We start from the raw sequence: 22861 nt of genomic DNA, 5'->3' as shown, positions 1-22861 counted from the left end.
ATATGAAAAATATAGTATTGATTGGCATGCCGGGGAGTGGGAAGACCACGATCTCACAGCAGTTGTCTAAAAAGCTGAATTATCCATTGATTGATATTGATGATTATTTGGTGGAGAAGTTTAAACAATCGATTGATGATATGTTTTCAATCAGTGAAGCTTATTTTAGAGAAAGAGAGACACTCTGTTGTCAAGAAGTCGCTCAGTTATCCGGACACATCCTATCGACCGGTGGTGGGGTAATTAAAAATCAAGAAAATATCACAGCACTAAAAAAGAACGGAATTATTTTCTTATTGGATCGTGACGTTGAAAATATTATTTTGGATATTGAAACCAGCACCCGCCCATTATTAAAAGAAGGAAAAGAACGTTTATACACGCTCTATCAAGAAAGAAATGCATTGTATCATCAAAGTGCTGATGTCATTATTGATAATAATCATGATATCGAGTATACTTTAAAACAGATCACAGACTATGTGGAGTCAATGTAAATTGTCTCCTTTTTTATGGAGAAAGCATATGGAAAAATTAAATTATCAAGACGTTGTATTAACATTAAATGAATTTGTCGAAGATATCGAAGGGTGGCCGCCTTACTATATTTTTGATATTTATGTAGGAGCTGCTGAAGAATCGATCGGACGTATCGTATTTCGTTGTGGCAGTGATAATGAACATGAATTTGCGGGGCACATCGGATACAGTATTGATGAGCCTTACCGAGGTCATTATTATGCTTATCAAGCCTGTCTTGCCCTAAAACAATTCATTCTTTCTTTGGGCTATGATCATGTTTTAATTACCTGTTCTCCCGATAATATCGCTTCTAAAAAAACGATAGAAAAATTAGGAGCTGAATTCGTTGAAACAAAAGCGATTCCCAATGATTTAAGAAAAGAATTTACGGTCAGCGAAACTCATAAGCGAATCTATTATTGGCAATTGCAAAAAGAGACAAAATAGTTTATAATTTTGTAAGTTTTGCGTGGGAGGAATAAAATGAACGACATTGAATTATTAAATAGTGTAGGCATCAATAAAATACTCATGGCGAAAGATGATCCGATGCGCTATTTCATGCGCTCAATCATGGCAGGGTTATATTTAGGAGGAGCGGTGATCTTATCTTATTCAGCAGGGGCATTGCTTTCAACGAACTATCCTGAATTTTCAAAAATTGCAGTTGCGGTCACGTTTGGAATCGGCCTGGTTGCCATCTGTTTCTTAGGGGCGGAGTTGTTTACCGGAAATTGTTTAACGACGATTATCCCGGTTTATGATAAAAAGATGCATTTTTTAGATATTATTCCAGCATGGTGGATCTGTTTTGTCGGAAATATTTTAGGTTTATTTGCAGTTGGATCACTTTTTATATTAAGTGGTTCTTTTAATACGATTTTTCCAACCTATTTACAATCATTAATGGACGCTAAACTGACATTTGAACCTATGCAGTTATTGATTAAAGGCATCTTATGTAACTTTCTTGTATGTATTGCCGGTTATGCCGGAATCAAGGTGAAAGATGACATGGTTCGTTTAGTCATGATCATGTTTTTTGTAGCGGCGTTTGTTTTGCCGGGATTTGAACACTGCATTGCAAACAGCGGGTTCTTTGCGATGTGTGTAACCCAGTTTGGAATCGGTAATTCTCCCTTTGCTTTGATGGGCATTCACATGCTGATTGCAACTATAGGAAATATCATAGGCGGTTCGATCGTTGCCGGTATTCCTGTCTATTTAATGTTTAAAACAAAATACTAAAAAAGACACCTATTTCTAGGTGTCATTGGAAGCGATGCTTCCATTTTTTATTTTCCGGTAATGTACTGGAGATAAATCCTGCTTTTCTGTCTTCAAACATATTTCTGCCCCCATATCCGGACCATACCATATATCCTTCAAAGCCGGCATTGTTAATACCGGTTATTTGATCAACCATTTCAGGACTGCCATAATCTCTTGGCGGATTCCCCGGTGTTCCTTTGCATACATGTCCCATGCAGGCATATCCTTGAATCCAAGTACGATAGATGGCAGGGGAGGAAATACTGTTTAACGCTTCTCCCATGATTTCACTGTAATTTTGCAACGTCATCTCCGGATTTTGCCAAGGTTGATCAGATCCCATATTGCCGGGACCAAAGTGATCCGGATAAGGCATAGGGGAAATGACATCGGCGATATTAGCTAAAGCGGGGATGAACTGACCGATATTCTGATCATCTTGGGCTACGGCCGGCCAAGCAAAGACATCTGCGGCTACGTAGGCTTCTAAAGGAGATAATTCCTCATAGGCGTACATTAAAAAACGCTGAAGTGCCTGAGTTTTATATTCATCATAAGTGTTATGTAAATTAATTTCACCGCTCATTTCTCCGTCAATCAATCCATCAGGGAAACGGACATAATCAAATTGAATTTCATTAAATCCCATTTGTGCTACTTCTTTTGCAATCGCCACATTGTACATCCAAGATTTCCGAGAATAAGCAGATGGCCAGTTTTCTCCATTATGTATAAGTAATGTCCCCTCTTTAGAAAGGATGCTTTCTTCACTGTTTTGCTGTGCAAAGATTTGATCTTTAAAAGTGACGATACGAGCTATCAAGTAAACGCCCTCTTGATGACAACGTTCGATTAATGATTGCAACTCACTTTTTGATACCACTGCATTTTCAATCGCTCGTTTAGGTTCGGTTAAATAAGGCTGACACTGCTCACTTTCAAAAGCAATCTCCCCAATATCACTTTTCACTTCAACAACTAAAGCATTAATGCCTGTTTCCTTGCATAATGCCAATAAATAATCAAATTCCTGTTTAAAAATATTCATAGAGATATGGACTGCATTAATATCTGTTCTTAATGGATTATCGCTATATTGCTTTTTAGGAAAAGGCTTATAATCTAAACTATCGATATACGCTGTTTGTGAATACCCATCGCCAAAGTAATAATCCCAATAAGTAGAATGAATGACTTGTTGTGGATAGGCTTTTGTTGCTTCTTCAAGAGAAGATTCCACATATAAGGCGTCGATATAATACTCTTGACCTTCTTTTTCAATGATATAGCCGTTAACTTCTCCGGTATTTTGATTGAAGTCGCGGTCATAATTAATCTTTTTGACAGGTAGAGCTTCTCCTTTGTTTCCCACAGCTTTTTCTAAGGAAGCACCTTTATCACTTCTAAGATTTACCATTAAACGCGGGTATACGACTTGATTCGTGACACATTCTTCAAAGGATTCTGCTAAATACCGTTTATCAATATCAAATTCTCTGTCATCTTGCTCAGTTTTAACGATCATTTTTTCCGAATCTTTTTCTGATACTTTTATTCCCTTGGCTTTTGATCCTCTAATGAGATGTATTTCTTCATTATTTACGTTCACCGTTACTGAAGGTTGATCTGAAGCAATATAATAAGTGACAATAGGTTTTTTTGCGGTTTGAATGTAAATCATGATTCCTGAGGCAACGAATATAAACGCAAGGGCGACTACGATACCGAGACGCCCTTTTCTGATTTTATAATGTTTCATTTTTTATAAACTATTTTTTTCCAACGTTTCCGCTGTGTACTCCTTCAGATGAGTTTTCAAGCGGCAGCCATTCCAATACTTTATAGATGTACGTATCCCAGAATTCCCATGTATGGGCTCCCGGACCTTCTACATAAGTGACATCTATTTGATTATCAACTAAGAATTCATGATAGTCTCGATTTTCATTAATTAAAAAGTCTTCTGTTCCACATGCCATATAAATTTTGGGAACATCTGCTTTTTCTTTCTTTAATTTAGTGATTAATGCTTTATAGTCCTTTTCACTTCCGATTAGTTGATCAAGATCACCGAATATAGATTCATAATAACAACGACGGTTGGTTGGCATAATTTCGTCATTGGTTGAATTAAGCACACGATTAAGGATCAATCCTGATGATAATGCCCCAATGTGGCTGAATGTCTCATGGAAACGTAGTCCGTTTATCAAGGCACCATATCCACCCATTGACAATCCGGCAATAAATGTATCTTCACGTTTATCTGATAAAGGGAACAAATCACGTGTAACTTGAACTAATTCCTTCCCGATAAACTGACTGAACATATCTCCTGATAATGGATTATCTACATAGAATTTATTTTCACCTGATGGCATGATGACAACTAAATTACGTTCTTGTGCCCATGCCTGAATACGTGTACCGGTTACCCAGTCCGTATAATTTCCAAAGATACCATGTAGTAAGTATAATGTTTTAAATGGTTTTTTCTCTCTGACCGGCATCCCCGGCATACTTAACTTATCGACTGGAACAATCGCATTGATTGTTACTGTACGCATTAATGATTCTGAAATAAAGTCAACTTTTATTAAAGCCATAAATTTAATTCCTCCTTGCTTATACTATTTTATCACAGATAATTTGAATATTCTATGTATTCGGTTACATAACAAATAAACTCTTTTATAAAATTTAAATTATTATATTGATTTCACATAATACATACCTTGTAATGATAATTGAAGAAATGGGAAAATAATAGATTCACTATAATGATATAATTAATTTATGTGAACCTATTAATACATCTTATGTTGTTGTTAAACGTTATGAGCTAAAGTCAAAAGAAGCAGACGCAAGCATATTTAAATACATCTTATTTTATTGTTAAACCTGTGCCCCACTTTTTAGGTGCAATCCCAATCATATTTAAATACATCTTATGTTATTGTTAAACAGCAAACTATCAGAATTCTCAAAACGAAAAACCCGAATTTAAATACATCTTATGTTATTGTTAAACTTAGGAGCAATTTCTGATGCTTTAGTTTTTATTCAATTTAAATACATCTTATGTTATTGTTAAACCTCACTTTTTCTCCTATTGGCAATTTTACAATCATATTTAAATACATCTTATGTTATTGTTAAACAGGATAAAAATACATCATCGGATAAAATACCTAACCTATTTAAATACATCTTATGTTATTGTTAAACCCTCGTAAATACCGCTTTCTGTAACTCTATTATTCCATAATTCCCCTATAAATTCAAGGATTTCCCCTTATTTTACCAGCGACACTTGTATTTTTATAGTTGAAATTAAAACTGTTGGAATATCTTGTATTTATAGGCATAATTTCACTTTCTAGGAAAATGAGCCTGGTAAAATTATGGAGAATAAACGGTTTTAATGAAAGCGCTTGTAGAAAAAGAAAGGAAGTGATATATTTTAGTTATACACTGATTAATTGTATCAAATTAGAAACGAAAGGAGGAATTACATGAAAGTATATGAAATCAAGGTCAAAGTATATCTGCTGGAAAAGTTATTTGCGGAAGATGCATTGGGAAAAATTGCCTATTATATTGATAGTACCCTTACTAAGAGTGAGGTATGGTCAGCATTTCATAGTAAGAATGAATTTAAGTTATATACATTTAATAATTTATATCCGTTATCGAGTAATAAAGTTTACGAAGCAGATCGAAATTATACTTTTATAGTTAGAACTGTTGATCCCAATCTAGCTAATTATTTTAATGAACACTTAGGGGGACAACGTACTAAAGAATTTGTGGGATTAAATGTTGATATTAGAATAGTACCTAAGAAGAAAATCTATAAATTGCATACATTAACACCGGTTATTATCAAAACTGATAACGGATATTGGCGAAATTCCATGACTTTGGAGGAATACGAAGAAAGATTAAAAGTAAATATTATAAAAAAATATAATCAATTCATGGAGAAAAAAGTTGATGAAGATTTTACTTTATATACACATTTACTATTTAAGAATAGTGTTCCTATCAAATGTCCTGTTAAAGGTGTCCATTTACTAGGAGACAAAATAGAAATAGAAGTAGGAACAAGTGATTTGGCTCAAGAATTTGCTTATTTTCTATTAGGAGTCTCTCTAGGTGAAATGGGATCTCGTGGTTACGGTTATTTGAATTATGTCTGGTATTAGGAGGCAGAAAGATGATAGATGATTATTTAGAAGGATTTAAACGTTATCTGGATAAAGTGGGAGAACAAGCAATCTTAGATAACTATATACCAGAAGAAGGAGATTATTATCTATATGAGATTGGTGACCATGAAATAAAGAAAATACGTCAACTGCAGATCAAATATGATAAAAAGCAAAAAATAACCATAGGATCTGAAGATTACTATTATGATTTGATTAAACAGTTGGATAGTCAGAGCAAGATATTTGGTGCTAATAAAAGTATGGATAGGAAGAAAAAAATCTTATCAAATAATTACTTAAGTTTCTTTGTAAAGTGGGATCGATTAAAAAAAGGGGAAGTTACAAAAGAAATTATCGAAGGCTACTACAATGTATTGACAAATCCACGACTGAAATATACTTCAAAAAACAGTTTGGCTATATATGATCAATATGAACAAGAATATGGAAAGCCAGATCAAGATAGGATAGCGTTAATTAAGAATTGGATATTTACACATTTAAATGAAGAAACAAAAGAGAGTGAAAAGACTAAATATATTAAGATATTCTTTATTTATCCAGATATAGAGCAAACATTGGCTGCTTATGAAAAAGAAGGAAACCGTTATTTTACTGTCAATCTCTATAATAAAAATGATTACAACATAGAAGCAGATAATAAAATTTTAGGTGTTTCCAATTACAATATGGGGTTAAATGACAAAAAACCATATCTAATGAATAGAAGCAGAAAAGTTGATTATCCCTTTCTTTTTGATAAAGATCGGGCTTTAAAGCAAAAGAAGTTTTTTGATCTGCTCAATGGATTTAGTAATAAAGGATTGTTCAATATTTATTTAGATTTTGATAAAGATACAATTGAAGCGTTTGATGATACAAGTTTTCCTGATTTTATAGAGAGTGGATTATATTTGCGAATTGATAAGCAAACAAAAGGAGACATCATTTTAAATCAAGAAATAATAGTCAATTATAGGAATCATTTAAAGAAAGACTTTATTTATGATAATGTTATTCAAATGATGATACTTAAAGAAAGTGCATATAATGGCTATTATAATCCATATAGAACATTAACTGAAATCGAAATGCTAATCAATAAGATATGTTTCAATGGATACCTGATTAATAACTATACGACTGACGCTAATAAAATTGATAATCGATTAGGAGATGTTAAGCAATTTCTGCTTCAATACCGCAGTCCATTATTTTCATGGTTTCATCTAGGTAAAAAAGATGGATTAAATCACTTTATCTATATTGGTTTATCACAGCTGATACAGCGTTTGTGCAATATCGGAGAAATGACGAAAGCGGCACACCTTTTAAATTTACAGTTATGCTTAATGAAATACATAGATAATAATGCAAAGGAGACAGAGAAAATAATGGATGTAATAGATATGTTAAAAGAACATTTGAATGAAGCTAATAATGATTGGAATTTCAGTAATGATGAAGAATACTATTTTGCGGTAGGACAGTTAGCTTACTATTACGTGTCACAGATCAAAGCTAAAAAGAAAATGTCAATGCGTTTTAGTGGACTGACTCAAGCTAAAAAAGATGAAATTGTGAAACAGGAAATAGAAAAATTATATAATAGTGTTAGTTATGCATTACCCATTTCGCCAAATCATCGGGCTAATAAGTTATTTGGAAGAATAATGAGATATAAACCACATCAAAAGAAAGTTGATAGATGGATTATTTTAGCAGGAACAGCTAGCCAAAATTTGATATATATGGGAAACTCAAAGGAGGAAAAAGAAGATGAAGAATAAAGTGTATGGAATTATCGGGATTAAAGCAATGATGGCAAATTGGAATGCGGATTTCAGTGGCTATCCTAAAACAACGCCGACAGGAGAAATATTTGGCAGTGACAAGGCTTTAAAATTTACTATGCGAAAATTTTGGGAGGAACAAGGAGAGGTGGTGTTGTATACGCGTTCACATACATTGGTCTCAGATAGTAAAGAGAGAATGGTATTGGTGCCACGTTCATTGTCAGAAAGATATACTCAGTTTTTCAAATCTGAAGTAACTGAAAAAACAAATTCGGTAGAAGTTTTAGGGAATCTTTTTAAAGCAATAGATGTTCGATCTTTTGGGGCAACTTTTGCTGAAACTAAAAATAATTATTCTATTACGGGAGCTGTACAGATCGGACAAGGAATGAATGTTTTTGAAGAAACGCAGACTTTTGAACAACAGATTCTTTCTCCTTTTAGAGATAAAACCAGTGATGAATTAGCACAAAATACAACAATAGGGTCGATGGTTTTGAGTGATGAAGCGCACTATTATTATCCGTTTTCAATTAATCCTAATGCATATCATAATTTTATTGAACTAAGTATTACAGAAGGTTACAAAGATCAAGATTATCAAGCCTTTAAAAAGGCGGCTCTTTCTTCGGTAAGTGCGTTTTCTTCAAATTCAAAAGCTGGCTGTGATAATGAATTTGCTTTATTTATCGAAACAGATGAAAAAACATATTTGCCAACTTTGACGAATTTCATTTCTTTTAAAAAAGGAGAAGATAAGCACACGTTACATTTAGATTTGGGAAAGATGATAGAAGCACACAAAGACCAAATAAAATCAGTAGAAATATATTATGATTCATTACATCTTGATATAGAAAGTGATATAAGCGACGCCCAATACTTTGATATTTATACGAAAGTGGCGCTTTAAGATGGAAATCTTAAAATTTACATTAAGTGGGAAAACAGCCTTTTTTAAAAAGCCGGATATAAATGAATATGCTTATTTTACTTTTGGGAATATTCATAAGGTTGCCTTACTGGGGATTTTTGGAGCTATTTTAGGCTATGATGGCTATAATCAGATGACAAAGGAACAAACCTATCCTGAATTTTATCAGCGTTTAAAAGGATTAAAGATTGCGATTGTTCCTTCTCAAACTGGCTACTTTATGAAGAAAATACATACTTTCAATAACTCAGTTGGATATGCTTCTAGGGAACAGGGTGGCAATTTAATTGTCAGACAGCAATGGCTGCATGATCCCAAATGGGAAATTTATGTCTTAATTGATCAAGAAGAAGCTGAAAAATTAAAAGAGGCAATGATTCACCACCAGTGTTGTTATATTCCTTATCTAGGCTCTAATGATCATTATGCCGATATTGATTATGTTGAGGTAATTGATAATGGGATCAAAGCTGAAAAAGTTACTCGTTTGGATTCTTTGTGCAAAAAGTCGGATGTAAATTTAAATGCAGAAAGTGAGGAAATCTCTTTTCCAACTTTTAAATACGAAGAATTCCTGCCAACTGGATTAGATGTATCGTGCAATCAATATGTTATGGAGCCTATGATTTACACTGATTTTGCAATGGCAACAACTTCAGATCTCGTTTACTGTGTAGACAACAAAAATATCAGCTTTTTCTAACTACTTCATTATGAAGTAGTTTTTAGGAGGAATGAAAGATGCTTATAGAGGAATTAATGTCAAAAATAGAGAAGGATATCTATGCTCATTGTAATGGGACGAATAAAGAGTCACTGACAGCTCATCTGTCTCTTGTACAGGAGTATTATGATCTTCTTAATAAGGAAAGAGATCTTGAGAACGTCTTTCATAGAATATTTATAGGTCTTTTTCCAGATATGGGTAAAAACCAAATCAATTTTTCAATAGACATGATCAAGATCAATTTTTCAATAGACATGATCAAGGGACTCGTTATCTTTCATGATATGGGAAAAATAAACTGTAAATTTCAAAAAGAAAAGATGAAAAATGAGAATGGAATCGGAATAAATGAATTTTATGGAAGTCAACATTCTCTGCTTTCGGCAATCCTTTATTTGGATTACTATATAAAAAGAATACGAGATGAATTCGGATTAGATCAAAGATTAGTTGCATTGTGTTTAATCAACAGCTATGTAATATCTAGACACCATACTCAATTAGACGATTTTGGAAAGTACTTGGACGAATTTGATGATCTGAATATAGGCAGAAATATAGTACTTCAGTTATCAGTGGGAAATGACTTTTATACATTAGAAAATGATGCTGGGTTTATAAAAAAAGCATTTACTAAAAGGTGGTTTTATGGTGTCTATGAACAAGTAACGCAAAATTTTAACATTAAACAAGATACGATAGTTTATACATATAGTCGATTGCTTTATTCTATTTTATTGACATGTGATCATTATGCGGCAAATCAGTTTTTTAATCACTGTACTATAGATAAAGAAATCGATTATTCCACACGATTATATCAGGGGTATCAAGCATCAAAACTGTATCAAAAGATTAATTCATGTCCGTTAGAAGAATATCAAACTATGGAAACACCAGATATTAATCATTTGCGAAGTCGATTATTTTTGGAAGTTGCTGATTGCTATAAGAAAAATCCGAATCATTCTATTTATTATTTGGAAGCTCCGACAGGAAGTGGGAAAAGTAATATTGCTTATTATTTAAGCATGCAGATGGCAGCGCAGGATAAACGTAAGATTTTCTATATTTACCCATTTAATTCTCTGATTGAACAAAACTTCCATTCGTTAAAGGAGATATTTCAAGATGACGATGAATATCTAAAGAATATAGTAGCGATGAATGCAGTCACTCCTATTGAAGAGCTGATTGATGATGATATGGATTTTAACAGACTCTTACTGGATCGTCAATTTTTGAATTATCCGTTTATATTAACCACACATGTCAGTTTGTTTAATATTTTGTTTTCTCCACGAAGGGAAAATACATATGGTTTTTATAAATTAATCAACAGTGTTATTGTCTTTGATGAAATTCAGACATATAAGAACAGCTTATGGTCCTATATCATGACGTTTATTCAAACATTTGCCGAGATATTAAACATAAAAGTTATTATGATGTCTGCAACATTGCCACCCATGGATCAGCTAACCGCTATTGATATACCAGTTTATCCGTTAGTTAAAGACCCTTCGTTCTATTTCCAACACCCCTATTTTAAAAACAGAGTGACGATTCATGATGATTTGCTTAAAATAGATAATCTGACATTAGCAGATCTTGTCGATTTTGTACTCGATCGATGTCATCAAAATAAGGTCATGGTCGAATTTATCGCTAAACAAGATGCTTATGATTTTTATGAGATCATAAAGAATAAAGTTTTGGATAACGAGTTGAAAATTAAATGTCTATTACTAACTGGGGATGATAATAAAGCGGAAAGAATACGTATTTTAAATTCCTTACAGCAAAGTTTAAATAAAAATGAAACATTACTTTTAGTTGCCACACAAGTGGTAGAAGCTGGGCTGGATATCGATATGGATATAGGTTTTAAAAATGTCTCTTTATTTGATAATGAAGAACAGTTCATGGGAAGAATCAACCGTTCTTGCTTAAAAGAGGGGAAAGCATATTTCTTTAACTATCGCAATGTAAGATCTATTTATCGTGGGGATGTCAGAAATAATGTTGAATTAACATTAAATAAAACGGATAATATACAATCTTTAATTGATAAAGATTTTACGCATTATTATGAACACGTATTTGATCTTATTAAAAAAAGAGATGCCAATACAATAAATGGGCTGCTTCCTTATTTCGATAGTAAAGTACGCCTGCTAAAAGGGGCTGATGTTGCGGACAAGATGAAGTTAATTGATGAACAGCTATTATATTGTGATGTATGTATAAATACAACTGAGCAAATAAATGGGGTCAGCGTACAAGGTGCACAAGTATGGAAGGAGTATTGTGCGTTATTAATGGCTAAGATGAATTATCCTGAAAAAATGATTCGTCTGTCTTTGGTGAAAAGTAAATTAAATTATTTTATTTATACAGTTAAGTTGAGTGATGTACCAAATTATAGTGAGGTCATTGGTGACTTATATTACATTGAAGAAGGAAATGAATACATGGTTGATGGAAAACTGGATAGAAAGAAATTAAGAGGGGGATTTCTATGAACATAACAGGAACATTAGTAAACTACTATATTCATTGTAAACGCCAATGCTATTTAATGGGAAATAAAATCAATTTAGAAGACAATAGCCAAAATGTAATGATAGGCAAAGCTTTGCATAAAGAAAAATTAGAAAATGATTTAAACAGTGAAATAAGTATTGAGAATATTCGCTTAGATAAATTAACTAAAGATTATTTAATTGAGATAAAAAAGAGTGATGCGGATGAAGACGCGTGCCGATGGCAGGTAATCTTCTATTTGAAAGTTCTTAAAGATAAGGGAATCATCAGAAAAGGGAAAATACAATTCATTGAAAAGAACAAAAATAGTCATACAGAGATTATAGAGCTAACAGAGGATATAGAAAATAAACTTGAACAGCTTTTAATGTCCATTCAACTGCTTATTAACTCTACCGATATACCTCCTGTATTGCATCAGCCGACCTGTAAAAAATGTGCTTATTATGAATATTGTTATATATAAGGAGGATAGAATTTATGGGAACGACTCGCTACATAATGAGTATGGGAGAACTATCTAGGAAAGACCACTCACTCTGTTATAGAAAGAACGATAAGAATATTTATATTCCCATCGAAAATACCAAAGAAATCTATTGCTTAAATGAAGTTTCAATCAATAGTAAGTTATTGGATTTTATTTCGGCTCACCACATTATTATTCATTTTTTTAATTATTATGGGAATTATAGCGGTACGTTTTATCCGAGAGAACAATTTAACAGTGGTAGACTGCTTATTAAACAAGTTGAAAAACATACAAATCAGAGAATAGAAATTGCTCAAAATATTGTAAATGGGATTGGTGAAAATCTATATGAAATCTTATATCATTATTATAAGCACGGTAAAAAAGAAGTAAAAGGAACTATTGATTGGATTCAAAGCGAGTTCTCCAACAAAATATTACAGACTAATGATATCTATTCAATCATGTCTTTAGAAGGCGAACTATGGCAAAGATTTTATAATATGTTTCAATATATTTTAATTGAAGAATTTATTTTTCAAAAAAGAGTAAAACGTCCCCCAGATAACCCGATTAATGCGTTAATCTCTTTTGGGAATACTTTGCTCTATACAAAAACGATATCTATGATTTATCAGACTCATTTAGATCAACGCATCAGCTTTCTACATGAACCAAGTGAAAGACGTTTTTCTTTAAGTTTAGATATCAGTGAAGTATTTAAACCGGTGATAGTATTTAAAACAATTTTTGAATTAATCAATAATAAAAAAATTAAGGTAGATAAACACTTTGAAAAGAAACTTAATTATTGTATTTTAAATGAAGAGGGGAAAAGATTGTTTATTGAAGCTTTTGAAGAACGTTTATCTAGCACTTTCGTGCATCCAAAACTTAAAAGAAAGATTACTTATCAAACAGCAATCAAGTTGGATTGCTATAAATTGATAAAATGTATATTAGAAGATCAGGCGTTTATTCCATTTTCATTAAAAAGAGGAATGTAGTATGAAAAAGCAGAAAATAAATTATAACTATGCCATTGTTTTTTATGATGTTAAAGAAAAACGAGTACAGAAAGTATTTAAGGTTTGCAAAAAATATTTATCTCATTTTCAGTATTCTGTTTTTAGAGGCGAAATTACCCCAGCTAATCTTGTGAATTTAAAAAGAGAATTAAAGAAAGTAATCGATAAGGAAGAAGATTACATCTGTATTATTAAGACAATAAGCAATAATGTTTTTGGCGAAGAAATATTAGGGAAGCGCCCGGTAGAAACTGGTGAAGATTTGATCTTGTAATTTTACCAGGCTTATTCTCCTAGAAAGTGAAATTATGCCTATAAATAGGAACTATTTTGTTTGTTTTGATTTCAGCTTCAAAACTGAAGGTGTCGCTGGTAAAATAAGGAGAATTCCTTGAATTTATAGGGGATTTATGGAATAATAGAGTTACAGAAAGCGGTATTTACGAGGGTTTAATAACAACATAAGATGTATTTAAATCTAAGAATGGGTGGGATGCTTCTAAAGTCTATGATGTTTAATAACAACATAAGATGTATTTAAATTTGATTTCATAGCGAGAAAGTGGATAGTCTGCTTCAGTTTAATAACAACATAAGATGTATTTAAATGTCATAATTGAATAAATGACATTTTCGTCAAGTCGGTTTAATAACAACATAAGATGTATTTAAATTAATGTTGCCCAGTTTGAAGTAGGTACCCACAAATGGTTTAACAACAACATTTAATGTTTTTTACATTTTAATAAGATAGAATTAAAAATAAGTGAAAACACAAGATATTGCATATAAGGAGGTTTGAAGATGCAAGAAAATTTATATAATCCGCCTTATACGATAACAGACACAACAGTCAATTTAGTATCGAGGATTACCGAGCTGATTACAAGAATTACAATTAATGATAAAATGAATAAAAACCCTAGATTGCGAAGAGATAATCGCATCAAGACAATTCAAGCCTCATTAGCAATAGAAAATAATTCTTTATCTTTGGAACAAGTAACAGATATTATTAATGGTAAACATATCTTAGGAACGCCTTCCGAAATATGTGAAGTAAAAAATGCTTTTGAAGCCTATGAAACATTATTACAATACAATCCATTATCGCAAAAGGATCTATTAAAAGCACATTATATTTTGATGAAAGAACTAACAGATAAGCCGGGTATTTACAGGACTGGTGGAGTCGGAGTATTTTCAGGTAAAAAGGTTGTTCATGTAGCTCCAGCCGCAGACTTAGTGCCTCAACTTATGAGCAACCTATTCAACTGGCTAAGAGAATCCGATGCACATCCACTTATTAAAAGCTGTGTTTTTCATTATGAATTTGAATTTATCCATCCCTTTATAGACGGAAATGGGAGAATGGGCAGAATGTGGCATACTTTATTGCTGTATCAGTGGAATACTGTGTTTGGCTGGTTACCAATTGAAACACTGATTCGTGAACGTCAGCAGGAGTATTACAAGATTCTTGGAGAATGTGATCATCTTGGAGATTCGGGAAAATTTGTAGAATTTTTATTAACTGTTATTTATGATGCCCTGATAGAAATCACTGAGACCGAACAAGTCAACGAACAAGATACCGAACAAGTCAAAAAATTACTTAAATGCTTGGGAAGTCAAACTTATTCAACTAAGGAATTAATGGAACTATTAGGGTTAAAGCATCGACCAACATTCCGTAATAATTATCTTTTACCAGCGATAGAAAAGGGCTTAGTTGAAATGACTATACCGGAAAGTCCAAATAGTCGCTTGCAGAAATATAGACGAACTAAGCGATGAAATACTTAGAAGTAACACAGGATGTATTGAAATATCGAAGAATAAATGTAAAGCTATTAATCTAGCATTCAATAACAATATATAATGTATTTAAATGTGGGCTTCCTTTTTTTGAATAATTATTTAATAGAATATTAATTATTAGTGATCGTATTCTTTTGACTCTTTCTATTAGTATTAGCTGATTTATTGCGGGAGATATATAATGAAAAAATAAGATGTTTACTATTTCCTATGATATTTAGTATGAAGGTGTTAATACAAAAAATGACAAACATTAACACAAACAAAAATAATTCCTATGGTGAGCTTGAACGAGTTGGGTGTATCTAAGCAAATAGATTATGAAGAAAATCATTGCTACTGTTATCGTTATTTTAGTTCTATGTGGTATATGTATGTCAGAAATACTGAGGAAATAGATTTTTAAATAGCTTACCAAATTTTCCTACCCCGCAAATGCTTAAAGGGATTACTGGTTATAATAACGAAATAGACTATAAGGAAGAATATGTTAAAGAACGGGAAATTACAACTAAATTTGTAGTTGAATACTCCCCAAAAGACGCATATCAATTATTATCAATTCAAAATATCTTTGGTTTATCTAAATTTAATATTACCAGTATTGATTAGAAAGATCGCGTAATTAATACCATTGGCGAATCATATGAAATAATTGATAAATGGATTATTAAGACTACTAATCATGAGGTTAATGTATACTTTATGTAGGAGCGGATCAATTAACCGGTACGATAATGATGCAAACCTACACTGATAAATTATATATTTATGGTATAACTAATTTTGATGCAACAACGCTTAATGAGAATTGGAAAGAAAATATCTCATCTATAATTGAAAAGTTTTTTAACTCTATGGTCTATTTATAGTCAGTTATATAGATTTAATTGTTGAAATATTTATCAACAATAATTATGTACTTTTTAAATAGAGCATGAATAGTGTTTAAAATACATAAGAAATATATATCATGTTTAATTTTAGATGAGATATTACCTTATTTAAGCTTATAATTTTACCAGGCTCATTTTCTTGAAAAGTGAAATTATGCCTATAAATACAGGATATTCCAGCAGTTTTAATTTCAACTATAAAATTACAGGTGTCGCTGGTAAAATAAGGGGAAATCCTTGAATTTATAGGGGATTTATGGAATAATGGAGTTACAGAAAGCGGTATTTACGAGGGTTTAATAACAACATAAGATGTATTTAAATCCTAAATCCCGGCGCTGTTTATCTGCCGAGGGCAGGTTTAATAACAACATAAGATGTATTTAAATAATGATGGTAATATATAATAATTGGCAACATCGTGTTTAATAACAACATAAGATGTATTTAAATACAACAAGGGAGCATTTTTCGGATCAAACAGTAATGTTTAATAACAACATAAGATGTATTTAAATTTTGAAGCATTCCCCATTACTACCTTATTTGTTAAGGTTTAATAACAACATAAGATGTATTTAAATTGATGTCTAACATAACAAATAATTGTGCGTGATCAGTTTAATAACAACATAAGATGTATTTAAATATTGATTTTGTCTGCACGGACACCTCAAGGCTTTGTTTAATAACAACATAAGATGTATTTAAATTAATTAAGGATAGGATCATCAATAAAATTGAATAAGTTTAATAACAACATAAGATGTATTTAAATTCTTTTAAAAAATGTTCTTTGATCAATTGTTTGAGTTTAATAACAACATCCCATGTATTTAAATAATATTATTGTCAGTGTGTATTTTTCTCAAATTGGTATATCGTTTAACTGTAACGTTCGATGTATTAAAAAATCTTAATACATGTTCACAAATGAAAAACTGCTTCATACAATATAGGGTTAGTGTATTTAATAAATGATCGTTATCGCTTATCGAGAATTAAAAAATCATGATTCTAAAAGCATAATTCTTGTCTCTTTTTTATGGCTATTCAGGGGTTATGTTTTTTATATTATCAAAAAATGTCAAAAGGGAATTGTTAGGTAGCCTAAGTATTGAAACCGCTTTGTGAAAAAAAGCCCATAAATTCCAGCTAAATCGGCATGTTAGAAGAGTTAGTTTATCGGTATAAAAATTGCGTTCAATTATTAAAAAATCCTTGAAAAAAAAACTATTAGGTGTATACTAACAGAGTACTTTTAGAGAATTAGATGTAATTCAATTGTTAAAGTATAGTTGGGAGGTAATAAATTGGACAAATTTATTCAAGACATTGTTGAAATCGATCGTGACTGTGCAAAGAGCGTTGAAGATGCTAAGCAAAAGAGAAATGATGTTCAAACCAACATGAATGCGAAAAAGAAAGAAATCTATGATACATTCATGAAGGAACAACAAGCGATCATTGCTGAACATAAAGCAAAATTGCAGGCTGAAATCGAAGCAACAAAAACTCGAAATGAAGAAGAGTTTAAAGCATCTCTTGCTTCACTTTTGAATCTTTACGAGACAAAGAAGGACACTTGGGTTGAAACTATCGTAAGTCGTTGTAAAGAAGTTTAGGATAGAGGTGAAAAAATGGGATCTTTATCATCAAATGCGGTCTCTGCGAAAGCGAGATCAATGTATGCTAAAAAGCTTACGCAAAATGATTATGATGAACTCTTAAAAAGAAGAAATATTTCCGATATGGTGGCTTATTTAAAAAGTGACACCGAATATGCAAATGTGTTATCGGATATTAAGGAAAATACAGTTCATCGTGGACAATTGGAAGCGTTATTGAATAAAGAGTACTATGAAAGAACTAGTCGTTTAATTCGTTATGCTTCTAAATCAGAAATGGAATTCTATAAGATCGGTGTGGTTTCAGGCGAAATCGAACTGTTGCTTAATAAAATTAGAATTTTAAATTCTGAAATCTATACAGGCTTTGATTTAGATATCCCGGAATATTTGGCTAGCCAAGCAAGCTTTAATATTTATGGATTGATCAATGCAAGTACGTATGATGATATTTTGGAACTCGTTAAAAAGACTAAGTACTATGATGTATTGGCTTCATTAAGACCTAAAGATGATGAACCAATGGATTACAACATTTTGGAAATTGAGTTGAAACGTGTCTACTTTAGCACATACGTTAGTGTAGTAAAGAAGCTTTATCGGGGGAAAAAGCAGAAGGATCTATTGACAGTTCTTTATACGATGATTGAACTTCAGAATATTACTAAAATCTATCGTTTAAAGAAATATTTCCATGCTACACCACAACATATTAAATCAACATTATTTATGGAATATTCACGTATGCCACGATCATTCTTGGAAGAATTGATTGCGACACCAGATGCTGCTACTTTCCTGAGAAAACTAGCCGAGTCAAGCTACAGGCTATTTGTTGACGATCAGGATTTTGTTTATATCGAATATTACACAGAGAAAATCAAATATAATCTTGCAAAACGTTATATGCGCTTTTCGACAGATGCCTCATTGGTTTATATGACGTACAGTATTATCTTAAATATTGAAGTCGATAACTTAAAACATATCATTGAGGGTATTCGTTATGAAGAACCGGCATCTAGCATTGAGAAAATGCTAATTTATTAGCAGAGGGGGATGTATTATGGCTATAGAAAAAATGAACTTGTTGAATGTTACCTTTCCTCATGAAAAGACATTTGACATGTTGGTGAAAATAAAAAATATGACTGCTTTTCATCCTCAGAAAGCAACTAGTTTAATCAAAGATGTCAAACATGTTGAAGTGATGCCTAAAGATGATTCTTATGATAAGATTTTAACTAGAGTCAATGAACTAAGCGTACGCTTAGGATTAGAGCTAGAGAAACTGTCTTATCATAATGAAAGAATCAATGTTGAAAAAGAAAATCAATATCTTGATGATATTGAGGCAGCACTTAGTAAAATTGAAAAGGTCAAGAAAGAATTAGAAGCTGAAAAAGATGAAAATGATGCGACTCAAGTAATATTGGAAAATATTGAGGGTCATGAATTAAATCTAGATCACTTATTCAACAGCCATTATTTAAAAGTAAGAGTAGGTCGTATTCCGACAAGGGATGTGGCTAAATTAGAATACTATGACGGATATCCGTTTATACTACGTGTATATAAAGAAACGTCACAGTATACTTGGTGCGCTTATATTGCTGTAAACAAAGATGTATTAGAAATCGATAATATCTTTTCTTCAATCGGATTCGAAAGAATTAGAGTACCGGCATTTGTGCATGGTACGGCTAAAGAAGCGCTTGAAGAAGTGAAACAAGAAAGCAAAGCAATGGATGGTTACATTGCAAAAATGGATCAGAGAATCAGCGTGCTGAAAGAACAGCATCGCTTGCAGTTAAATGAGCTTTATACAAAAGCGATCTGTCTGCAAGATTTATATTCGATTCATGAATGTATTATCGATTACAGTAATTCTGCGGCTGTCATTGGATTTGTAGAGACAGATAAACTAGATTCGATTAGAAATGAATTTGAACAAATTGATGGTGTACAGGCCTTGACTTTACCAAGCAATATTTATCAAAGTCAAAAAGTTTACCCACCAATCATTCGTAAAAACAATAAGATAATCAAACCATTTGAAAAACTGGCAAAAGTAAAACAATATGAGGATGTTGATTCAGCACCTTTTATCGCCTTACTTTGGATGTTGTCATTTGGTATCTGTTTAGGGGATATTGCTTTAGGAGCAGTATTAAGTGTAGCTGGATTCTTATTTGCCAAGAAGTCAGATACATGGAAAATCATTAACCGTATCGGTATTTCCACTTTAATATTTGGTTTGCTTTATGGTAGTGCTGCCTATTCAAATGTCTATCCGGCGATTATTTCCCTGCCAATCACTTTGCCAATGCGTTTTGCCTATCTGGCTGGCTCATTAGTGCTGGGGTATTGGCTGGTAGGATGCCTGTGTGCGATCATTAAGAATGTTCATTTGAAAAAAATGAGCGATGTGATCCTAGGGTTCTGTGGCGTAACCGGTCTGATTATTTTACTTATCGTCGCTGTTGCAGCGTTTGAAGAAGTACAATTTGGTCAAAACATTCTGAACTTACCATTGGAACTAGTTGTTGCGGTAGCAGTTGTACTGACTATTTTCAAAAATAAAATTAAAACTATTTTTGGGAAACAAAATACAGCTTAATGTAACAATGAAGGGAGAAAGAATATGGCAATTGCAAAGATGATGCTTTTGGATATCGAGTTCAATCAAGAACAATACGATGAAGTTTTATTGAAATTAATTGAACAAGATAACCTCCATCCGGAGCCGGCATCTAAATTTGTAGATTCGGTACATGGACTATCGGTATTGAACCGTGAAAATCCATATGCTGATTTATTATCACGTATGACTCAAGCCAGTGAACAATACGGATTTAAACTGGATGAGGTCAAAGTAGAAAATAATGTAATGAATGTAATTAAAGCTGATTCATTCTTTTGCGATATTGCAGAGCAAGCCGATGCATTTAATCGCGTAAAGAAAGAGTTGGATATCGTTGTTGAAGAAAATAATGATGCCATGGTGCAGTTAAACCATGTAGCAGGAATGGAAGTCGATTTTGATGACTTGTTTTCTTGTAAATATTTGCAGGTACGTTTTGGTCGTTTGCCGATCAGCAATGTCGATAAACTGCAATATTATGAAGGGCAGCCGTTTATCTTAAAAAGATTCCATGATGATTTCCAGTATACTTGGTGTATGTATATTACGACACCATCGAAAGCACCGGAAATCGACAATATTTTCTCATCACTATATTTTGAAAGAGTGCATATTCCGGAATTCGTTCATGGGACTCCTGAATTAGCTGTTTCAGAAATTCAAGAAGAAACAAATGCAGCACAAAAGATGTCAGATGATTTGGCTGGGCGTATCGTCAAGCTGTTTGCTGATAATAAAGCTGAATTAGATCGTATTTATACGATTGCTCTTCATTTGAATAAAACATATGAAGCACAAAAATACGTTATCGTATTAGGTGGGAAATCTGCAATTATGGGATTTGCTGCTAAAAAGGATGCGGAAAAGATCAAAAAAGATTTTGAAAGTATTGATGGCGTAGAAGTCAATGTTCGTCCTGGTACAGGAGATTCACGTTTGACACCGCCAAGTAAATTATCTAACGGATGGTTCTCAAGACCATTTAAAATGTTTGTTGAAATGTATGGAGTCCCTGCCTATACTGATATCGATCCTACACCGTTTGTAGCATTGACTTACACATTATTGTTTGGAATCATGTTTGGTGACGTTGGGCAAGGGTTACTGCTTTCTTTAGTTGGATTTATTGCCTATAAAAAGTTCCATATGGAATTAGGGGCAGTGGGAATTCGTTTAGGATTCTCAAGTACAATCTTTGGATTTGTATTTGGATCTGTCTTTGGTTATGAAGAACTGATTTCACCATTGGTACATCCGATGGCAGAAGAAACCACCATGACGTTATTGATTGGTGCGATTAGTATTGGGATTTGTTTAACTATCATTTCAATGTTGATTAATATCTATACAAACTTAAAGAAGAAGAACTATGGAGAAACGCTGTTCTCACAAAATGGGATTGCCGGGTTATTATTCTATGGATCTATCTTAGTGTTAGCTTTGTTAACTGTTTTAGGAATGAATGTGCTTAATCCAATTACGATCATTATCTTTATCGTAATTCCACTGTTTGGCATCTTCTTAAAAGAACCTTTAACAAGAAAATGTTTTGAAAATGAACCATTGTTCCCAGATGGATTTGGGGCATTCTTTACAGAAGGGTTCTTCGAACTATTTGAAGTTGTGTTAACATTTGTTGCCAATACCATGTCTTACTTGCGTGTTGGTGGATTCATCTTATCCCATGCCGGAATGATGCTGGTTGTTTATACTCTGGCAAACATGGTCGGTGGTATTGGATATTGGATCGTATTAGTCATTGGGAATATCTTTGTTATGTGTTTGGAAGGACTTATCGTTGGGATTCAAGTATTGCGTTTGGAATTCTATGAAATGTTCAGCCGTTACTATGAAGGAAATGGTATTCCGTTTACAACTATAAAGGATAAATAATTATTGGAGGATTTATAAAATGACAGTATTAGAATTTATTTTACCAGCTTTAATCATTGCTTTAATTTCATTACCATTAGTAAAAATGTTTACTGGAAAAGTGAACGCTAAATCAGCTAAATGGCGTTTAACTACTCATATCTGTGGTTTCTTAGCTGTTGTGTGTGGAGTATTCTTATTCCAAGCAAATGGTGTATTCGCTGCTGAAGGTGCTGCTAGCATTGCCGGAACAATCGCTCAAGGGTTAGGATTTGTTGGGGCTGCTGCTGCCACTGGTTTCTCAGCTTTAGGTGCAGGGATTGCCGTAGCTGCTGCTGCTCCTGCTGCTATCGGAGCTTTCTCTGAAAACGAAAAGAACTTTGGTAAATCATTGATCTTCGTTGCCTTAGGTGAAGGGGTTGCCATCTACGGATTATTAATTTCTATCTTAATTATCAACAAATTATAAAAATGAAAGGTGTCTGATT

The 22861-nt window shown here is 32.7% G+C and carries 19 protein-coding genes and 2 CRISPR repeat arrays; of the genes, 17 read left to right on the top strand and 2 right to left on the bottom strand.

Features of this window, described 5'->3' with window-relative positions:
- The first annotated feature begins 2 nt into the window (after window positions 1-2).
- From BN1225_RS06575 to BN1225_RS06565, 3 genes are read left to right on the top strand one after another with little or no spacing between them, the layout of a single operon-like run.
- Window positions 3-497 carry a shikimate kinase gene (locus BN1225_RS06575; RefSeq protein ID WP_041138981.1) on the top strand — a complete coding sequence of 165 codons (495 nt, stop codon included), beginning with the start codon at window positions 3-5 and terminating at the stop codon, window positions 495-497.
- 28 nt (window positions 498-525) lie between these two features.
- Window positions 526-969: a GNAT family N-acetyltransferase gene (locus tag BN1225_RS06570; protein ID WP_041138980.1), complete on the top strand. Its 444-nt coding sequence runs from the start codon at window positions 526-528 to the stop codon at window positions 967-969.
- A gap of 36 nt (window positions 970-1005) precedes the next feature.
- Window positions 1006-1770, top strand: coding sequence for a formate/nitrite transporter family protein (locus tag BN1225_RS06565; RefSeq protein ID WP_041138979.1), 765 nt, complete (start codon window positions 1006-1008; stop codon window positions 1768-1770).
- A gap of 22 nt (window positions 1771-1792) precedes the next feature.
- Here BN1225_RS06565 and BN1225_RS06560 read toward each other — a convergent pair whose 3' ends face one another.
- Window positions 1793-3553: a putative glycoside hydrolase gene (locus BN1225_RS06560; RefSeq protein ID WP_041138978.1), complete on the bottom strand. Its 1761-nt coding sequence runs from the start codon at window positions 3551-3553 to the stop codon at window positions 1793-1795.
- Between the two features lie 10 nt (window positions 3554-3563).
- Window positions 3564-4400, bottom strand: coding sequence for an alpha/beta hydrolase (locus BN1225_RS06555; protein WP_041138977.1), 837 nt, complete (start codon window positions 4398-4400; stop codon window positions 3564-3566).
- A 198-nt stretch (window positions 4401-4598) separates the two neighbouring features.
- A CRISPR array of direct repeats spans window positions 4599-5022; the repeat unit is 30 nt; unit sequence ATTTAAATACATCTTATGTTATTGTTAAAC.
- Window positions 5023-5309: 287 nt separating this feature from the next.
- Between BN1225_RS06555 and cas6 the strand changes: the two genes are divergently transcribed.
- The 14 genes from cas6 to BN1225_RS06485 all read left to right on the top strand — a co-directional run bounded on the left by cas6 (window position 5310) and on the right by BN1225_RS06485 (window position 22842).
- Window positions 5310-6002, top strand: a complete 693-nt coding sequence (cas6, locus tag BN1225_RS06550; protein WP_041138976.1) for a CRISPR-associated endoribonuclease Cas6 — start codon at window positions 5310-5312, stop codon at window positions 6000-6002.
- A gap of 11 nt (window positions 6003-6013) precedes the next feature.
- Window positions 6014-7798 carry a hypothetical protein gene (locus tag BN1225_RS06545; RefSeq protein WP_041138975.1) on the top strand — a complete coding sequence of 595 codons (1785 nt, stop codon included), beginning with the start codon at window positions 6014-6016 and terminating at the stop codon, window positions 7796-7798.
- A complete protein-coding gene (locus tag BN1225_RS06540) occupies window positions 7788-8717 on the top strand; it encodes a type I CRISPR-associated protein Cas7 (protein WP_041138974.1) in 930 nt (309 codons plus the stop codon). Before BN1225_RS06545 ends, BN1225_RS06540 begins: the two co-directional genes overlap by 11 nt.
- 1 nt (window position 8718) lies before the next feature.
- Complete coding sequence (cas5b, locus tag BN1225_RS06535) at window positions 8719-9441, top strand: type I-B CRISPR-associated protein Cas5b (RefSeq protein WP_041138973.1); 723 nt, start codon at window positions 8719-8721, stop codon at window positions 9439-9441.
- Window positions 9442-9479: 38 nt separating this feature from the next.
- Window positions 9480-11990, top strand: coding sequence for a CRISPR-associated helicase/endonuclease Cas3 (locus BN1225_RS06530; RefSeq protein ID WP_041138972.1), 2511 nt, complete (start codon window positions 9480-9482; stop codon window positions 11988-11990).
- A complete protein-coding gene (cas4, locus tag BN1225_RS06525; RefSeq protein WP_041138971.1) occupies window positions 11987-12478 on the top strand; it encodes a CRISPR-associated protein Cas4 in 492 nt (163 codons plus the stop codon). The genes BN1225_RS06530 and cas4 overlap by 4 nt, the downstream gene beginning before the upstream one ends.
- Window positions 12479-12492: 14 nt before the next feature.
- Window positions 12493-13491 carry a type I-B CRISPR-associated endonuclease Cas1b gene (gene cas1b, locus BN1225_RS06520; protein ID WP_041138970.1) on the top strand — a complete coding sequence of 333 codons (999 nt, stop codon included), beginning with the start codon at window positions 12493-12495 and terminating at the stop codon, window positions 13489-13491.
- A 1-nt stretch (window position 13492) separates the two neighbouring features.
- Window positions 13493-13786: a CRISPR-associated endonuclease Cas2 gene (gene cas2 / locus BN1225_RS06515; RefSeq protein ID WP_041138969.1), complete on the top strand. Its 294-nt coding sequence runs from the start codon at window positions 13493-13495 to the stop codon at window positions 13784-13786.
- Window positions 13787-14316: 530 nt separating this feature from the next.
- A complete protein-coding gene (locus BN1225_RS06510) occupies window positions 14317-15309 on the top strand; it encodes a Fic family protein (RefSeq protein ID WP_041138968.1) in 993 nt (330 codons plus the stop codon).
- Between the two features lie 1214 nt (window positions 15310-16523).
- Window positions 16524-17071: direct repeats of the CRISPR family, unit length 30 nt; unit sequence GTTTAATAACAACATAAGATGTATTTAAAT.
- A 471-nt stretch (window positions 17072-17542) separates the two neighbouring features.
- Window positions 17543-17854: a hypothetical protein gene (locus BN1225_RS06505; RefSeq protein ID WP_041138967.1), complete on the top strand. Its 312-nt coding sequence runs from the start codon at window positions 17543-17545 to the stop codon at window positions 17852-17854.
- 15 nt (window positions 17855-17869) lie between these two features.
- Window positions 17870-18907 (top strand): V0D/AC39 family V-type ATPase subunit, encoded by a 1038-nt coding sequence (locus BN1225_RS06500; protein ID WP_041138966.1) that lies wholly within the window; start codon window positions 17870-17872, stop codon window positions 18905-18907.
- Window positions 18908-18923: 16 nt separating this feature from the next.
- Window positions 18924-20477 carry a V-type ATP synthase subunit I gene (locus BN1225_RS06495; RefSeq protein WP_041138965.1) on the top strand — a complete coding sequence of 518 codons (1554 nt, stop codon included), beginning with the start codon at window positions 18924-18926 and terminating at the stop codon, window positions 20475-20477.
- A 24-nt stretch (window positions 20478-20501) separates the two neighbouring features.
- The gene (locus BN1225_RS06490) at window positions 20502-22394 is read left to right on the top strand and encodes a V-type ATP synthase subunit I (protein WP_041138964.1); all 1893 of its coding nucleotides are present in this window, start codon (window positions 20502-20504) and stop codon (window positions 22392-22394) included.
- 19 nt (window positions 22395-22413) lie between these two features.
- Window positions 22414-22842, top strand: coding sequence for an ATP synthase subunit C (locus BN1225_RS06485; RefSeq protein ID WP_041138963.1), 429 nt, complete (start codon window positions 22414-22416; stop codon window positions 22840-22842).
- The last annotated feature ends 19 nt before the right edge of the window (window positions 22843-22861 follow it).

It is taken from the genome of Beduini massiliensis (assembly GCF_000829905.1).
GTDB lineage: Bacteria > Bacillota_I > Bacilli_A > Erysipelotrichales > Coprobacillaceae > Beduini > Beduini massiliensis.
This window is presented reverse-complemented; position numbering and strand designations above follow the sequence as displayed.

Coding starts and splice junctions, on each gene's coding strand:
- cas1b (WP_041138970.1), top strand. CDS start 12,493: ATGGGAACGACTCGCTACATAATGAGTATGGGAGAACTATCTAGGAAA.
- cas2 (WP_041138969.1), top strand. CDS start 13,493: ATGAAAAAGCAGAAAATAAATTATAACTATGCCATTGTTTTTTATGAT.
- BN1225_RS06560 (WP_041138978.1), bottom strand. CDS start 3,553: ATGAAACATTATAAAATCAGAAAAGGGCGTCTCGGTATCGTAGTCGCC.
- BN1225_RS06555 (WP_041138977.1), bottom strand. CDS start 4,400: ATGGCTTTAATAAAAGTTGACTTTATTTCAGAATCATTAATGCGTACA.
- BN1225_RS06485 (WP_041138963.1), top strand. CDS start 22,414: ATGACAGTATTAGAATTTATTTTACCAGCTTTAATCATTGCTTTAATT.
- BN1225_RS06575 (WP_041138981.1), top strand. CDS start 3: ATGAAAAATATAGTATTGATTGGCATGCCGGGGAGTGGGAAGACCACG.
- BN1225_RS06570 (WP_041138980.1), top strand. CDS start 526: ATGGAAAAATTAAATTATCAAGACGTTGTATTAACATTAAATGAATTT.
- BN1225_RS06495 (WP_041138965.1), top strand. CDS start 18,924: ATGGCTATAGAAAAAATGAACTTGTTGAATGTTACCTTTCCTCATGAA.
- cas6 (WP_041138976.1), top strand. CDS start 5,310: ATGAAAGTATATGAAATCAAGGTCAAAGTATATCTGCTGGAAAAGTTA.
- cas5b (WP_041138973.1), top strand. CDS start 8,719: ATGGAAATCTTAAAATTTACATTAAGTGGGAAAACAGCCTTTTTTAAA.
- BN1225_RS06530 (WP_041138972.1), top strand. CDS start 9,480: ATGCTTATAGAGGAATTAATGTCAAAAATAGAGAAGGATATCTATGCT.
- cas4 (WP_041138971.1), top strand. CDS start 11,987: ATGAACATAACAGGAACATTAGTAAACTACTATATTCATTGTAAACGC.
- BN1225_RS06540 (WP_041138974.1), top strand. CDS start 7,788: ATGAAGAATAAAGTGTATGGAATTATCGGGATTAAAGCAATGATGGCA.
- BN1225_RS06510 (WP_041138968.1), top strand. CDS start 14,317: ATGCAAGAAAATTTATATAATCCGCCTTATACGATAACAGACACAACA.
- BN1225_RS06490 (WP_041138964.1), top strand. CDS start 20,502: ATGGCAATTGCAAAGATGATGCTTTTGGATATCGAGTTCAATCAAGAA.
- BN1225_RS06565 (WP_041138979.1), top strand. CDS start 1,006: ATGAACGACATTGAATTATTAAATAGTGTAGGCATCAATAAAATACTC.
- BN1225_RS06545 (WP_041138975.1), top strand. CDS start 6,014: ATGATAGATGATTATTTAGAAGGATTTAAACGTTATCTGGATAAAGTG.
- BN1225_RS06500 (WP_041138966.1), top strand. CDS start 17,870: ATGGGATCTTTATCATCAAATGCGGTCTCTGCGAAAGCGAGATCAATG.